The organism is Streptomyces sp. NPDC043853, assembly GCF_056436025.1.
This window is the reverse complement of record NZ_JBWKDJ010000009.1, coordinates 140,680-153,996: the sequence shown is the minus strand read 5'-3', so window position 1 is coordinate 153,996 and position 13,317 is coordinate 140,680. Positions and strand designations below refer to the sequence as shown.

The window sequence follows — 13,317 nt, the reverse complement described above, 5'->3', positions numbered from 1 at the left end:
CGGGCGCGGGCGTGATCGGTCGTGACGCTTCGTAATCTTCCGTTCGGGCGTGTGCGAGAGGGTCCGGCACCGCCGCTCACTCGGGTGGGGCAGCGGAACAGGACATAAGTAGGACAATCCCCGCAAGGTGGTTGGGATGGATCGAATCCCCCCACCGGAGGTCGATGTGCCGCGACAGCAGACACCCGGGGGAGTGGACCGTCGCATGCGCAGTGCGGCGGCGGCCCTCACCTCCCTGACGGCGTTCGCCGCCACGTCTCTCGTCGCGGGGCCCGCGGTCGCCGACACCGGCGCCGGCCCGTGCGCGCTCACCCGTACGGCCGCGCACCATTCGGTGGGCCTGGACACCTGGAACCGGGCCTACCCCAAGCCGGAACGCACCCTCGACGCGGTCATGGTCTTCCTGTCCTTCCCGGACGCCGTCCCGAAGGTCACCACGCGGGAGCTGACCGCCGACTACTTCCCGGCGACCGGCGAGTTCTTCGAGCGGGCCTCGTACGGCAGGTTCCAGCTGGCCGCGCATCCGCAGAAGGAGTGGATCCGGATGCCGAAGCCGTCTACCGAGTACCGCATACAGCGTGACTGGGACCCGGAGGACCGGGCGGCCTACTTGCGGGACGCGGTCACCGCCGCCGACCGGGTCATCGACTTCTCCACCTACGACGTCGTCTACTTCGTCGCCGATCCGGACGCCCCGGGGGTGGACTCGGACGCCACCAAGGTCGTCAACTTCGACCGGCCGATCCGCGCGGACGGTACGGAGCTGCGGCGCATCGTGACGGTGTTCGAGCAGCACCCGCCGGACCGGAACGTGCTCGCCCACGAGACCGGCCACGTCTTCGACCTGCCGGACCTCTACCACCGGCCGACGGACGGCAAGGGCGACTGGGACACCTACGTCGGGGACTGGGACGTCATGGGCAGCCAGTTCGGCATGGCCCCGGACCTCTTCGCCTGGCACAAGTGGAAGCTGGGCTGGCTCGCCGCCGACCAGGTGGACTGCGTACAGAGCGGCTCCTCCCTGCACACCCTGGAGCCGCTGGCGGAGGCGGTGCCGCGCGGCGGCACCGGCGGCACCCGGCTGGCGGTGGTCCGTACCGGGCCGGGCAGCGCCATCGCGGTCGAGGCCCGGGGTTCGGCCGGCAACGACGGGGACACCTGTACCCAGGGCGTGCTCGTCTACCGGGTCCGGAACGAGGCGGCGTCCGGCGGCGGCCCGATCGAGGTGCTCGACGGGCACCCGAGGACGGAGGCGTGCTGGGACCGGTCGGTGTACCCGCCGCTGGCGGACGCCCCGCTGGAGGTGGGGGAGACGTACACGGTGCCGGGTGAGCGGATCACGATCGAGGTGGCGGACCGGACCCCGTCCGGGGCGTACACGGTGAAGATCACCACCTGAGGTCCCGCGCGCCGGACGTGCCGCGCGCCGGACGTGCCGGGAGAACGAAGAAGCCCCTCGCTGCTGCGAGGGGCTTCTTCCGTCGGTGCGCCGCCAGGGACTCGAACCCCGGACCCGCTGATTAAGAGTCAGCTGCTCTAACCAACTGAGCTAGCGGCGCCTGCTGACGTCGTAGACATTAGCATCCCGATCCGCCGAAGGAAAAATCGATACCCGCAGGTCGGCGGTGGAGCCGGTGGACGCGGCCCGTGCGGCCCGGACGCAGGCCCAGAGCAGTGCCTCGGGCCCGGGCAGCCACGGGGCGCGGGTGTCGGGGGCCACCAGCCAGCGGGAGGGGCCCGCCGGCGGGGTGAGGGCGGGGACGGTCACCGCGTCGCCCCGGCCGTGGCAGAGCGGCGCGGGGACGGAATCGCTCCACTCTTCCCAGTCCAGCAGGGCGGGCAGCCGCTGGGCGGTGCCGGGCGCGGCGAACAGCAGCATCCGGCCCCGGTGCACGGCCACCGGCCCGGAGCCGGGCCCCTCGCCCCACAGCAGGTCCAGCAGCCGCCGTCCGAACACGACGGGGACGTTGACGATGTCGAACGCGGTCCCGCACGGCAGCACGGCGGGCGCGGTGGGCCGCTGCCGCCACAGTGACAGGGTGCTCTGCGGGTATGCCGACGCGGAGGCGAGCCATGCGGCACCCTCCGGGGTGACCTGGGTGGTCTGCGTGACCCGCGCGGGTGCCAGGGCGGGACGGTCGCGGTCCGTGGTGAGCGTCGTCGTCATGCATTCAGGTGTACCCGCCGTGCGCAACCGGTTTCGCGGAGTTATGCGAAATGGCCGCGCTGGGCCCCGAGGTGGAGTATGTTGCGCGACGCATATGCCAGGAGCCCGGTCCCGGAGCGGTCAGTCGTCCGGGTGGCCCTTGAGCAGGTCCTCGCCGAACTCGATCATCTTGCGGGCGTAGTCCTCGGTCCACTCGGCCCGTTCCGCGATCGCGGCCGCCGACAGCCGGTCGAACCGGCGGGGATCGGCCAGCTGGGCCGCGGCCACCGCCTGGAACTCCATCGCGCGGTCCTGGGCGGCCCGGAACGCCAGCGCCAGCTCCGTGGCGCGGACCAGCAGCTCCCGCGGGTCGTCGATGGACTCCAGATCGAAGAAGTGCTCCGGGTCCGCGGCGGCCTCCGAGGGCTCGAAGAGCAGCGGCGCGGGCCGCAGCCTCCGCTCGGTCCGCTCGGGCTCTGCCATGCGTGTCCTCCTGCGCTCGCGGTCCCCCGGTCCTTCCGGGCCACCCTCCATTGTCCAACGCCGCGCAAGACCGCCCGAAGTGCGAGACGGGGGAGTACCGGGGCGGCCCCCCGGGGCAGGAGGACTCCGCGGAGGGACAGCCGGACAGCCGGACAGCCGGACGGACGGACGGGCGACGGATCACGGACTGGCCGCGGGACCGGGCACGAGAAGGAGTGCGGATGTACGAAGAGCTGGACCGCCTGGCCGCCGGGGCCGCGGAGCGGGTCATCGCCTGGCGCCACCACCTGCACCGGCACCCCGAGCTGTCCAACCGGGAGGAGGGCACCGCCCGGACCGTCGCCGACGTGCTCCGCGGCCTCGGCCTCGACGAGGTCCGCACCGGCATCGCCGGCCACGGTGTGGTCGGGGTGCTGCGCGGCGGTCTGCCCGGGGGTGCCACCGGCGGCAGCCGGGGGAGCGACCGGGTGGTCGCGCTCCGGGCCGACGTCGACGCGCTGCCCGTCCCCGACCGCTGCGGCACCGCCTTCGCGTCCACCGTCCCGGGCGTCTCGCACGCCTGCGGGCACGACTGCCACACCGCCATGCTGCTCGGCGCCGCCGCCGTACTGGCCGGCGTACGGGACCGGCTGCCCGGCACGGTGCTGTTCGTCTTCCAGCCCGCCGAGGAGGGGCCGCCGGTGGACGAGGAGGGCGGGGCCCGCCGGATGGTGGCCGAGGGCGCCTTCGACGACCCCGTGCCCACCATGGCCTTCGGGATGCACGTCACCCCGCACCCCAAGGGGCACGTCGGGTACCGGGTGGGCAACCAGTACGCCGCGTCCAGCCTGGTCCGCATCACCGTGGACGGGAAGCAGACGCACGGCTCCACGCCCTGGCACGGTATCGACCCGATGCCGGCGGTCGGCGCGCTGCTCACCGGCATCGGCCAGCTCTACCGGCAGGTCTCCGCGTTCACGCCGGTCACCGTGTCCATCGGGCACATCGAGGACGTCGGCCGGTTCAACGTCATCGGGGAGACCGTCACCCTCTGGGGCACCGTCCGGTGCGCGGAGGAGAAGGACATGGCGGAGGTCCGGGCCCGGCTGGCGGTCCTCGCCGAGCACACGGCGCGCGCGTACGGGTGCACGGCGGCCGTCGCCTACCTGCAGGACGTGCCCCCCGTGCACAACAGCGCGGCCTGGGTGACGGCGGGGCTGCCCACCTTGCGCCGGGTCGCCGGTGCAGGCCGGCTCGTCGAGACCGGCGGCACCCTCGGCTACGACGACGTCTCCGAGCTCGTGGGCCGGTTCGGCGGCCTGTACGTGATGCTCGGCGTGCAGGACTCCGTGCTGGACGAGCACGGCGAGGCGGTGCCGGAACCGGGTGGCCGCGGGATCGTCCGCAACCACCATCCGGGCTTCTACGCCGACGACGGCACGCTGGTCACCGGGGTCCGGCTGCACGCGCACGTCGCCTACGACCACCTGGCCGGGCTGCTCGTCACGCGCTGAGCGGCACCCGTCAGGGGGAGGGGCGGCTCAGGAGCCGACGGGCTGCTCGGTGGCGAGCTTGGCCAGCTCGTCGAGGAGCTCGGTCAGCTGGCCGGCCAGGCCCTCCGGCGCGGTGAAGCCCTCGTCTCCGACGAGGCCGTAGATACCGGGCACCGCGGCCCGGTTCTCGGCCACGCGGGCGCCTATCCGTCCGAGCACCTCGGCGATGGCGTCGGCGGCGGGGGCTCCGCCGGTCGGGCCGGCGGTGTAGCTGACCAGGCCGATCGGCTTGCCCTGCCACTCGCGGTACAGGAAGTCGACGGCGTTCTTCAGCGGCGCGGCGAAGCTGCCGTTGTACATCGTCATCACGAAGACCACGGCGTCGCCGGACTCGATCAGCGCGCTCCAGTCCTTGGTGTGCTGGTGCACGTACGGCTCGCCCGAGGCGGGGGCCGCGGGCTCGTCCAGGAGGGGCAGGTTGATGTCGGCGAGGTCGACCGGGACGACCTCGAAGCCGCCGTGCTGCTCGGCGACGCCGGTGATCCAGGCGGAGAGCGGGCGGCCGGTGGAGACCGGGCGGGTGCTGGTGGAGACGACGAGCAGGCGCGACATGGCAAGCCCCTTGATCGGATGCGGATAGTTGACGTGTCACCAATAAAACCCCGGAGTCGATGACGTGTCAACCATCTAGATGACATATCACCTACCTCGCTAGAGTGGGCCCATGAGCGACACCCCCCACGCTCCGTCCGGCCCGGAGCCCGAGCCGCGCTGGCTCGACGAGGCCGAAATGCGCGCCTGGCTGTCCTGGCGCCGCATGGTCCCCCTGGTCAACGCCGCTATCGCGCGCGACCTCAGCCGCGACAGCGGGCTCTCCGAAGCCGACTACGACGTCCTGGCGATGCTCAGCCGCAGCCCGGACCGGCGCCGCCGGATCAGCGGCCTCGCCGAACTGATGCTGTGGTCCCGCAGTCGGCTCTCCCACCAGCTGACCCGCATGGAGCAGCGCGGCCTGGTGCGCCGCGAAGAGGTGGCCGCGGACGGCCGCGGCGCCGAGGTCGTGCTGACCGGCGCGGGCCTCGCCGTCATCGAGGAGGCGGCCCCCCTGCACGTCGAATCGGTCCGCCGGCACCTGATCGACATCCTCACCCCCGACCAGTTGGAGGCGCTGGCCCGCCTCGGCGACACCATCATGACCGCCTTCGAGGACACGGCCCCCTGGCGCGGCTGACGGGGCGGGGCCCCCGGCGCCCTGGGGCTGCCCGGCTGTCCCTCGGCTGACGCGGTCGGCCCCTACGGCTGCCCGAACCGGTCGCGCAGCCAGGATTCGACGTCAGCGAGTGCCGTCCCGGCCATGGACGTGGGGTGGCCGGTGAAGCCGTGGGGCGACTCGGGGTTGGAACTGCTGTGTTGTGGCTGGGTGTGAGTGTGTTCTGGTGTGTACGAGTGAGTGGCGCGTCCGTGGCGGTGGATTGACGCCGAGCGGGAACGACAGTTCTTGCATCGAATGGGTGACCTTTATCGGCGGTGGTCGTTGGGTGGGGGGACGGGTGCTTTGATGCCGGGGTGGGTGACAGGGTGGTGAGTGGGCTGCGGGAGTTGTCGGCGCCGTTCGTCGCGCCCGGGCCCACGGGCGTCGCGGTCCGGACCCGGCTGAAGGGCCTGAGGCCGCGGGACGAGGAGGTGCTGGCCCTGGTTGGCGCGCACCTGGGTTCGCTCGCCTCGAGGGACCTCGCGGCCCGTTGCCGTGACGGCCTTGAGCACTCCGCCGGTACGTGGGCGGCCCGCAAGCGGGAGCTGACGGCCGTGTCGTCGTCGCGGTGGGCGGGGGCGATCACGAAGGCCACGCATGATCAGTGGGCGCTGGCCCGGCGTGGCCAGACGGCGCACGTTCGGAACCTGGAAGCCGGCATCAGCACGATCACACACCGCCTTTCCCAGCCGGTCGGCGGAAAGGGCACCAAGCACGCTCCGGGCGGTTACCGCAGCCGGCAGGAGTGGCACGCGAAATCACGGCGCCTGCACGTGCTGGAAGACCGGCTGACCGCTGTACAGGCCGGCCGTGAAGCGGGCCGGGTGGGTGTGGTGCGGGGCGGCAAGCGCCTGCTGGGCACCCGGCATCACCTCGATGCCGCCCGGCTGACCGAGGCGGATTGGCGGGAGCGGTGGGAGGCGGCGCGCTGGTTCCTGCAGGCCGACGGGGAGTCCGGCAAGAGGTTCGGGAACGAGACGATCCGGGTCACCCCCGACGGCGAAGTGTCGGTCAAGCTTCCCGCTCCGCTCGCCCATCTGGCCAACGCTGGGCACGGCCGGTACGTCCTGGCCTGCCGGATCACGTTCCCGCACCGGGGCACGGAGTGGACCGACCGCGTGGAAGCCAACCGGGCGGTGGCCTACCGCATCCACCACGACGTCGACCGTGGCCGCTGGTACCTGACCGCATCCTGGCAGTACCCGCCCACCCCGGCCATCCCGATCCAGGCCGCCCTCGCGCACGGGGTGATCGGGGTGGACACCAACGCCGACCACCTGGCGGCCTGGCGTCTGGACGTGCACGGCAACCCCATCGGTGCGCCGCGCAGGTTCTTATACGACCTCACCGGTAGCGCCCAGCACCGGGACGCGCAGGTCCGCCACGCCCTGTCCCGGCTGCTGAACTGGGCGAAGTCCTGCGGCGTGCAGGCGATCGCGGTCGAGGACCTGGACTTCGCGGCGGAGAAGACCCGCGAGAAGCACGGCCGCAGGAAGCGTTTCCGGCAGGTGATCTCCGGCATGCCCACCGGCCGCCTGCGCGCCCGCCTGACCGCCATGGCCGACGCCACCGGCATCACGGTCATCGCCGTCGACCCCGCATACACCAGCAAGTGGGGCGCCCAGCACTGGCAGAAACCCCTCACCACCACCCACCGCAAGACCAGCCGTCACGATGCCGCGAGCATCGCGATCGGCAGGCGCGCCCAGGGACACCCGGTCCGGCGACGGACGGCACCGCCCCATCACGACCAGAGCGATCGTGATGGGCATCGGACCGTCCAGGCCCGACCGGACGCCCCTGGGCGCGAGGAAACCCGCCCCCGCATCCCCGGACCGCGCACACGATGCGCCGGGCCCGGACGCGGAGCGAAAGCGGGAGACCAGCGTGCCCAACACCGTTCGGGGCACACGACTGAGCACAGAGCCTGGCAACAGGACCCACTCCCACTCAGTCTTTAGGAACGGTAGACCCGGAGCTCGACGTCGTTGCCGGCCGCCGACAACCGGCTCGCCAGGGCCAGGTTGTCCTCCAGCAGCACGTCCTGGCTCCCGACGACCAGGAGCGTGGGGGGAAGCCCGCGCAGCACGCCGTAGACGGGAGAGATGTCGGGCACCGTGCGGTCTTCGGCCTGGCCGGCGTACGCCTGGATGAAGTACTCGTCCGCGATGCGTCGGCCGGCCGGGGTGCGTGCGCTCAGGTCGTAGGTGCCGAACTGGAGCGAGGCGCCGGTGAACCGGCCGACGCCGCCCCTGTCCCGCAGCCGGAGCAGGGTGGCCAGGGCGAGGGTGGCACCCGCGGAACTCCCGCCGATCGCGAGCCGGGAGGTGCCGAAGCGGGCATCGGCCTCCTCGACGAGCCAGAGCGCCACCGCCTCGCAGTCGTCGGGTGCCGCCGGCCAGGGGTGTTCGGGGGCCAGCCGGTAGTCGACGCTGACGACGGCGGCGTGCAGGGCTTCGGCGAGCGCGCGGTTGCGTTCGTCCCCCCGCGCCGCGGAGTCCATGAAGAAGCCGCCGCCGTGGATGTCCAGGTAGACGCCCCGCGGCGGACCGCCGACCGGAGTGAAGATCCTCACCGGGACGCGCCCTTCCGCGACCTCGACCGTCTCCTCGACGGCAGGCGGATCGGTGGCCCGGAGCACGGACCCCAGCCTCGCGCGCGCCTCCTCCAGCTCCTCCGGCGAGGCCGGGCCACGGCCCGCCACCCGCGACCGGTAGAAGTCACGGGCCTCGTCCACCTGTTCCGCGGGAACGTCAGCCAGCAGCGCGTCCAGCGCGAACCGCACAAGCCCTCCTCATCGATTCGTCCTCCCCCGGTGGCCGCCTGCGGCGGCGTGCCGGACTCCGTCCGGCGGATCGGGCGGCGTCGCACTGAGGGCCTGCCGGGCAGATGGCTGAGCGGCGGTCAGGGACGCCAGCTCACGCGGTGCTCGGACCAGTGATCCCATGTGGACATCATCGCCTCCCAGCCGTCCGGGAACTTCACGCTCACGCCCAGTTGCACCGGCTCCACCGACGGGTGCTCGTCGAGCAGGTCGGCGATGCCCGCGCGGGCGACCACCACGCAGGCGTGCCGGTGCCGGGAGGCGAGCACGCACAGCCGGCCCGTCTCCAGGTGGAAGGCCGTCGCGTCGGGCCGGCCGGACAGCGGGTGCAGCACCACCGTGAGGTCGTACTCGCGGCCCTGCAGGCGGTTCGCCGTGTCCACGGTGACCCCGGGCACCCCCAGCTCCGCCAGCGCCGAACGCACCGCCGCCGCCTGGTCGCGGTGGGCCGTGCCCACCGCGATCCGGTCCGCGGTCAGCGGCACCGGGTCGGGCGACCGCTCGTCCGTGGCGACCGTGCCGCGGTCCAGCGCCCGCCGGACCACCAGGGCCACCGCCCGGACCGCCTCCGGATCCGTCCGCGGGGTGTGCCGGGCGGGCAGCTCCAGCAGGCCCCAGCCCGACTCCGCCGCCACGTCCAGCACCCGGTCCGGCCCCGAGCCGTCCGAGGCCGTGCCGAAGCCGAGCCGCCGGTCCCCGTGGTCCGTGCCGCTGCGGAACGGCGAGTACGGGTAGAAGGCCCGGGAGACCAGCGGCGCCGCGGACGCCGGCAGCCGCCAGGACACCGGCAGCCGGTGCTGCGGCAGCTCCGGGTTGTGCGCGAGCAGGGTGGACACCGCGGACGCCGAAGGGTCGTACGACAGCCCCGCCCACTGCTCGGCCCCGACCACGCTGAACGGGTCCAGCTGCCCGGGATCACCCACGAACAGCGCCCGCTCGAACAGCCCGGCCACGGCCAGCAGGGCGTCGGACCGCATCTGGTACGCCTCGTCGACGATGGCGTGCTCCCAGGGCTCCACACCCTGGACGTACGCCCACTTCGCCGCGGTGGAGATGACCACCGGCAGCTCGGCCAGGTCGCCGGGCTTCGCCGACAGCACCACCGAGGGCAGCCCGAGCAGCGCCGGATCGTAGGCCTCGGCGTCGCTGCTGTGCAGTCGGCCCACCCGCAGCTCCGGGTCCTTCTCGGCCAGCCGCAGCACCAGGTCGTCCACCTGCGCGTTGGTCTGCGCGACGACCATCAGCCGACGGCCGGCCGCGGCCAGTTCCCGGGCCGCCCGCACCACCAGAGTGGACTTCCCGGCGCCCGGCGGGGAGTCCACGACCACACCCCGGTGGGGGCTGTGCAGGGTGTCGTGCAGGATCGCCGCGGTGGCCCGCGCGGCGGCGGCGCCCGGATCGGGTGCGGTCGTGGTCTGACGGCTCACAGAACGTCCTCGTCGGTCACGGGATCGGGAGCGCCCTGCGGCGTCGCCGCGGTGAGAGCACCCGGCGGGCCGCCGTGCGTCCACGGGGTGTTCTCCGGGTCCGGCAGCTTCGGGCCGCCGCGCGCGTCGTGCTCGAACAGCGTCCAGCACACCCGGTCGCCCTTCTCCGGCACCGAGCCCGGCTCCGGGTCCCGTGCCCGGCCCATCTTGTCCAGCAGCCGCAACACCAGCCGGCCGTCCTCCTCGCGCCGGACGAACTCGGCCGCCTGCGGGCGCCCGTCCAGCGAGCGGTACACCTTCCCGCCGCCGCCCTCCGGCAGCTGCGGGCGGTCGTCGGTGGCCACCGTGACCAGCGGACGCGGAGCGGGCCGCTTCGTGTCGGTCCACTCCATGACCACCTCGGTGACCTCGCCCGCGAAGGCCTCCCCGGACAGCCTCCGGCCCGCCATCACCAGCGGGTCGTCCAGGGCCTCCTGCGCGTCCAGCCGGGTCTGCTCGGTCTCCCGCGAGGCCAGCTTCTGAGCCGCCGTCACCGCGTCGTCCCGGCGCGGCTGCGGCGGCTCGCCGGCGCGCACCCGGTCCCGGTGCCCGGTGAACGACCAGCGGTCGCGGGTCCAGCGCTCCTCGGTGTGCTCGCCCGCCGGCAGGTCCCGGACCAGGTCCAGTGACCGCCACACCGCCCGCCAGGTGGGTGCCATCTGCGACACCACCAGCTCCCGGAGGGCCAGTTCCGCCACCCGGAGACCGTCCTCGTCGGGCCGCTGCCCGTGCGCCCGGGCCGCGTCGAACCGGGCCATGGCGGGCGCCAGCAGCTTGTTGTCGAAAGCGGGGTCGGTGGCCGGCCCGGCCGGCGGGACCAGCAGCTGCCCCGCCGCGTCCCGGCCCAGTTCGGCCCGCCGCGCGGCCTCCTCGCCGGGGATCCCCTCGGGGGGATCGATCCAGCCCAGCAGTGAACCCAGGTGCTGGTCCTCCAGGTTGCTCTGCCCGGTCGCCCAGTGCCGGGACAGCAGGTCCGTCGCCGCGACCAGCATCGAGGACCCCGGCACCCGGGACCGCTCGGCGAGATGGGTGAACCAGCGTCCCAGCAGTGGTACCCGGTCGGGCGCCGGGTAGGGGGCCTCCGGGTCCTCCTCCGCCGTCCGGCGGAACCGCATCGACCGGCCGAGCAGCCGGACGTAGTCGATGCCGGCCCGGCTGGGCACGACGATCTGCGGGGCGTCCGTGCACAGCTCCGTCTCGACCTTGACCCGCTTCCCGGTCTCCGGGTCGGTCTCGGTCCGCTCGGCGGGCTCCACCTGGTCCGCGAACCCCTCGACGTACGGGATCACGTACGCGGCCAGGTCGGCCAGGAACTCCCAGCGCAGGTCCCGGTCGCGGGGCTGCGGTATCACCAGGACCCGCGGCTCCTCCGGGTCCGTGCCCAGCATGGCGCCGAGCGGCGCACCCGCCTCACCGGCGGTGGTCAGCGGTACGAAGACCAGCGGGCGCCCGCTCAGATGCCGGTGCCGTACGGTCGCCAGCGGCCGGGCCCGCCCCGCGCGGACGGCCTCCAGCCGGGCCAGCGTGCTCAGCAGGGACATGCCGGATCCTCCGGTCGGTGGTGCGGGCGTGCGGCGGCCAGGCCGGCGATGTGCAGGGCCTCGGCGCGCAGCCGTGCGGCGTACCGGAGTGCCTCCGCCGATTCGCTCGCGGCCGATTCGCTCGCGGCCGATTCGCCCGCGGTCGATTCGCCCGCGGTCGATTCACGCGCGCCGGCGGGTTGCGCCGGGGCGGCCTCATCGGCGGCCGTGCGCGGTCCGGGCACCCCGTCGGCGGCCGCCAGTGCCTCGCCGACCGTGGTCAGCACGCCCAGCTCGGCGCGCACCGAGCGGCCCAGCACCGTCACGGAGCCGTCCTGGCGGGCCCGCTGCCGGCAGTGGAAGGCCAGCTCGCAGGCGGCCAGGCAGTCGGGGGCGTAGGCCGCGGACACCGCCTCGACCGCCTCGGCCAGCTCTTCCGCCGGCCGGGAGGGGTCGAAGCTCAGGCCCTCGGGGAATCCGGCGGCGAGGTCCTCGACCCGGGTCAGCCGGTCCAGCTGGCGCCGGGTGACCGCGCGCTGCTTGCGGACGTCGAGCACGGCGGCGGTCGGCAGGTTGGAGAAGTCCTTCGGGCAGACCAGCAGCGCCCGGTGCGCCACTTCGGCGCCCTCCAGCCGGGCGGCGGTCTTCTCCAGGGCCAGCACGTAGACGGCGGCCTGGCGGGCGGCGGCCCCCACCTTGGCCGGGTCGGCCGTGCCGTCGATCATCGGGAAGGACTTGATCTCGACGACCGTCCACCGGCCGTCGGGGTGCACCACGATCGCGTCCGGCTCCAGGTAGGCGGGGGTGCCGGCCACCTCCAGCGCCAGCATCGGGTGGTCCAGGAGGGTCCAGGCGCCCTCGGTGAGCGCCGCCTCGGTGGCCTCGCGCAGCGCCAGTGCCGTCCGCCCGGCGCGGCCTTCGGGGCCCGCCGCGGTGAGGTCGGGGACGCGGGCCGACCGGCCCGGCGGCTCACTGCCGGAGTCGAGCCGCTCGTGCACCAGGCGGAGCAGCACGGAGCCGCCGTCCCCCTTGACGGCGGCTTCGAAGGAGTGCCCGCGGACGATGGCGAACTGGGACTGGCCGAACGCGGCCGGTGTGCCGAGGGCCGTGGCGAGCGCGGTTTTGTCCACCCCGGCGCCGTCGAGCAGGGCCCGTCGGCCGCAGCCGGGGTTGGTGGCGAGCGCCGCCAGCGCCCGGGCGTCGAGCGGGCGGGGCGGCACGGCCGGGCCGCGCAGGTCAGCGAGCCGCTGCCGGAGAGTCGTCTTCGGCAGCGGGCCGCTGCTTGGGTAGGAGCTCACCCGCGGAAGTGTCCCATCCGCCACTGACAACGCGGGTACGGCTTCTGGAACCGATACGCCGTGCGATCAGGAACCCGGCCCCCATCACGGCCGCGCCGGCCACCGCGTCGAGGAAGTAGTGGTTCGCCGTGCCCATCACCACCAGCGTGGTGACCAGCGGATACGCGATACCGAAAGCTTTCGCCAGGGGGCTCCGACCGTACGTCCAGAGCAGGACCCCGCACCACAGGGCCCAGCCCACGTGGAGGCTCGGCATGGCGGCGTACTGGTTGGTGAGCGCCCCCATGCCGCGCGGTGCGCTGGCCTCCGCGCCCCACCAGCCGTAGGCGCTGTAGTAGGCCATGGTGTCGGTGAACCCGTGTGCGGCGTCGAGCAGCCGCGGCGGGCAGGTCGGCATCAGGCTGAACCCGATCAGGCCGAGCAGGGTGGAGGACACGAGCCAGGTGCGGGCGAACGCGTACTGGGCGGGCCGGCTCCGGTACATCCAGACCAGCACGACCGGGGTGACCAGGTAGTGCAGGGAGGCGTAGACGAAGTCGGCGGGCACCCCGATCCACGCCTGTTCGGTGAACAGGCGGTTGAGGGGCCGTTCGAAGTCCATGCCGAGGACGTGCTCGGCCCGGAGTATGGCGAGGCCGTGATCCACGGCGAGGTCCACGTCGCCGCGTGCGAGGAGTCTGCCGCCCGAGTACACGCCGTAGACGAGGCCCAGCAGCAGCAGTTCGGCCCACCAACGGGTGGGCCGGTGCCTTTCAGTCATACGGCGTAAGACGATCTCGGGAGCGGTTGGGTTGCCCCGCGTTCACGTGATGGATGATTGTCGGACTATCCAACAGGTACGAACCTGGGAGAAACC

The 13,317-nt window shown here is 73.5% G+C and carries 12 protein-coding genes and 1 tRNA gene; 4 read left to right on the top strand and 9 right to left on the bottom strand.

Features of this window, described 5'->3' with window-relative positions; translation table 11 throughout:
- The first annotated feature begins 136 nt into the window (after positions 1–136).
- Positions 137–1,399 (top strand): M6 family metalloprotease domain-containing protein, encoded by a 1,263-nt coding sequence (locus tag AC067U_RS23800; protein ID WP_478831769.1) that lies wholly within the window; start codon positions 137–139, stop codon positions 1,397–1,399.
- Between the two features lie 86 nt (positions 1,400–1,485).
- Here the strand turns inward: AC067U_RS23800 and AC067U_RS23795 are convergent.
- From AC067U_RS23795 to AC067U_RS23785, 3 genes are all read right to left on the bottom strand, one after another.
- Positions 1,486–1,559: transfer RNA gene (locus AC067U_RS23795), tRNA-Lys, on the bottom strand.
- On the bottom strand, positions 1,550–2,167 hold the full coding sequence (locus tag AC067U_RS23790; protein WP_478831768.1) for a bifunctional DNA primase/polymerase: 618 nt from the start codon (positions 2,165–2,167) through the stop codon (positions 1,550–1,552). Before AC067U_RS23790 ends, AC067U_RS23795 begins: the two co-directional genes overlap by 10 nt.
- A 120-nt stretch (positions 2,168–2,287) precedes the next feature.
- Positions 2,288–2,629 (bottom strand): hypothetical protein, encoded by a 342-nt coding sequence (locus tag AC067U_RS23785; protein ID WP_478831767.1) that lies wholly within the window; start codon positions 2,627–2,629, stop codon positions 2,288–2,290.
- 221 nt (positions 2,630–2,850) lie between these two features.
- On the opposite strand from AC067U_RS23785, the gene AC067U_RS23780 reads away from it, so the two are divergent.
- Positions 2,851–4,122: a M20 metallopeptidase family protein gene (locus tag AC067U_RS23780; RefSeq protein ID WP_478831766.1), complete on the top strand. Its 1,272-nt coding sequence runs from the start codon at positions 2,851–2,853 to the stop codon at positions 4,120–4,122.
- 27 nt (positions 4,123–4,149) lie between these two features.
- Here the strand turns inward: AC067U_RS23780 and AC067U_RS23775 are convergent, their stop codons facing one another.
- Positions 4,150–4,713, bottom strand: a complete 564-nt coding sequence (locus AC067U_RS23775; protein WP_478831765.1) for an NADPH-dependent FMN reductase — start codon at positions 4,711–4,713, stop codon at positions 4,150–4,152.
- Between the two features lie 112 nt (positions 4,714–4,825).
- Between AC067U_RS23775 and AC067U_RS23770 the strand changes: the two genes are divergently transcribed.
- Positions 4,826–5,332 carry a MarR family winged helix-turn-helix transcriptional regulator gene (locus tag AC067U_RS23770; protein ID WP_478831764.1) on the top strand — a complete coding sequence of 169 codons (507 nt, stop codon included), beginning with the start codon at positions 4,826–4,828 and terminating at the stop codon, positions 5,330–5,332.
- Positions 5,333–5,667: 335 nt separating this feature from the next.
- Positions 5,668–7,314: an IS200/IS605 family accessory protein TnpB-related protein gene (locus AC067U_RS23765; protein WP_478831763.1), complete on the top strand. Its 1,647-nt coding sequence runs from the start codon at positions 5,668–5,670 to the stop codon at positions 7,312–7,314.
- On the opposite strand, the gene AC067U_RS23760 is transcribed toward AC067U_RS23765, so the two are convergent.
- The 5 genes from AC067U_RS23760 to AC067U_RS23740 form a co-directional block, all read right to left on the bottom strand.
- Positions 7,311–8,138, bottom strand: coding sequence for an alpha/beta hydrolase fold domain-containing protein (locus AC067U_RS23760; protein ID WP_478831762.1), 828 nt, complete (start codon positions 8,136–8,138; stop codon positions 7,311–7,313). The two genes, AC067U_RS23765 and AC067U_RS23760, sit on opposite strands and share 4 nt — an antisense overlap.
- 119 nt (positions 8,139–8,257) lie before the next feature.
- Positions 8,258–9,604 carry an AAA domain-containing protein gene (locus tag AC067U_RS23755; RefSeq protein WP_478831761.1) on the bottom strand — a complete coding sequence of 449 codons (1,347 nt, stop codon included), beginning with the start codon at positions 9,602–9,604 and terminating at the stop codon, positions 8,258–8,260.
- Positions 9,601–11,184, bottom strand: a complete 1,584-nt coding sequence (locus AC067U_RS23750; protein ID WP_478831760.1) for a hypothetical protein — start codon at positions 11,182–11,184, stop codon at positions 9,601–9,603. Before AC067U_RS23750 ends, AC067U_RS23755 begins: the two co-directional genes overlap by 4 nt.
- Positions 11,172–12,461, bottom strand: coding sequence for a hypothetical protein (locus AC067U_RS23745; RefSeq protein ID WP_478831759.1), 1,290 nt, complete (start codon positions 12,459–12,461; stop codon positions 11,172–11,174). The genes AC067U_RS23750 and AC067U_RS23745 overlap by 13 nt, the downstream gene beginning before the upstream one ends.
- On the bottom strand, positions 12,400–13,221 hold the full coding sequence (locus AC067U_RS23740) for a phosphatase PAP2 family protein (protein WP_478831758.1): 822 nt from the start codon (positions 13,219–13,221) through the stop codon (positions 12,400–12,402). Before AC067U_RS23740 ends, AC067U_RS23745 begins: the two co-directional genes overlap by 62 nt.
- Positions 13,222–13,317 lie beyond the last annotated feature (96 nt).

What these genes read in the sequence shown, in the direction of transcription:
- AC067U_RS23775 (WP_478831765.1), bottom strand. Translation starts at nt 4,713, where the DNA reads ATGTCGCGCCTGCTCGTCGTCTCCACCAGCACCCGCCCGGTCTCCACC.
- AC067U_RS23790 (WP_478831768.1), bottom strand. Translation starts at nt 2,167, where the DNA reads ATGACGACGACGCTCACCACGGACCGCGACCGTCCCGCCCTGGCACCC.
- AC067U_RS23770 (WP_478831764.1), top strand. Translation starts at nt 4,826, where the DNA reads ATGAGCGACACCCCCCACGCTCCGTCCGGCCCGGAGCCCGAGCCGCGC.
- AC067U_RS23785 (WP_478831767.1), bottom strand. Translation starts at nt 2,629, where the DNA reads ATGGCAGAGCCCGAGCGGACCGAGCGGAGGCTGCGGCCCGCGCCGCTG.
- AC067U_RS23750 (WP_478831760.1), bottom strand. Translation starts at nt 11,184, where the DNA reads ATGTCCCTGCTGAGCACGCTGGCCCGGCTGGAGGCCGTCCGCGCGGGG.
- AC067U_RS23740 (WP_478831758.1), bottom strand. Translation starts at nt 13,221, where the DNA reads ATGACTGAAAGGCACCGGCCCACCCGTTGGTGGGCCGAACTGCTGCTG.
- AC067U_RS23800 (WP_478831769.1), top strand. Translation starts at nt 137, where the DNA reads ATGGATCGAATCCCCCCACCGGAGGTCGATGTGCCGCGACAGCAGACA.
- AC067U_RS23780 (WP_478831766.1), top strand. Translation starts at nt 2,851, where the DNA reads ATGTACGAAGAGCTGGACCGCCTGGCCGCCGGGGCCGCGGAGCGGGTC.